Below are 311 nucleotides of genomic sequence, written 5' to 3'. Positions count from 1 at the left end.
GCTGAACATCGCCTCGATCGCCGTGGTCACCATCGCGGTGATCTTCGCCGGTTATCAGATCGCCTTCGCGCACAAGCGCATCGCCGACGTTGCACCGATCCTGATCGGCGGCGTGCTGATCGGCGCTGCGGGCCAGATTGCGCGCATGCTGCTGGGTGACGGCAGCGACGGCAAGTGCGGTGGCGGCAGCAGCACCTACTACCTGATCAACAACGCGATCCAGTACTACAGTGCATAAGAACGTCGTGTTCCGCGGCTGCACGCGCCCAGCAATGTTCCTGGGCGTGCCCTACCTGCCATTCTTCATGGTG

1 protein-coding gene is annotated in these 311 nt (G+C 62.7%); it reads left to right on the top strand.

The features are described 5' to 3' along the window. The coding region (locus EN845_RS34540) for a TrbC/VirB2 family protein (protein ID WP_145972545.1) at window positions 1–238 on the top strand (238 nt) is incomplete at its 5' end. Window positions 239–311 lie beyond the last annotated feature (73 nt).

The sequence above is a fragment of the Mesorhizobium sp. M8A.F.Ca.ET.202.01.1.1 genome (assembly GCF_004791595.1).
Taxonomy (GTDB): domain Bacteria; phylum Pseudomonadota; class Alphaproteobacteria; order Rhizobiales; family Rhizobiaceae; genus Mesorhizobium.
Note: the sequence above shows the minus strand (reverse complement) of the source record. Positions and strands in the feature narration are given on the sequence as shown.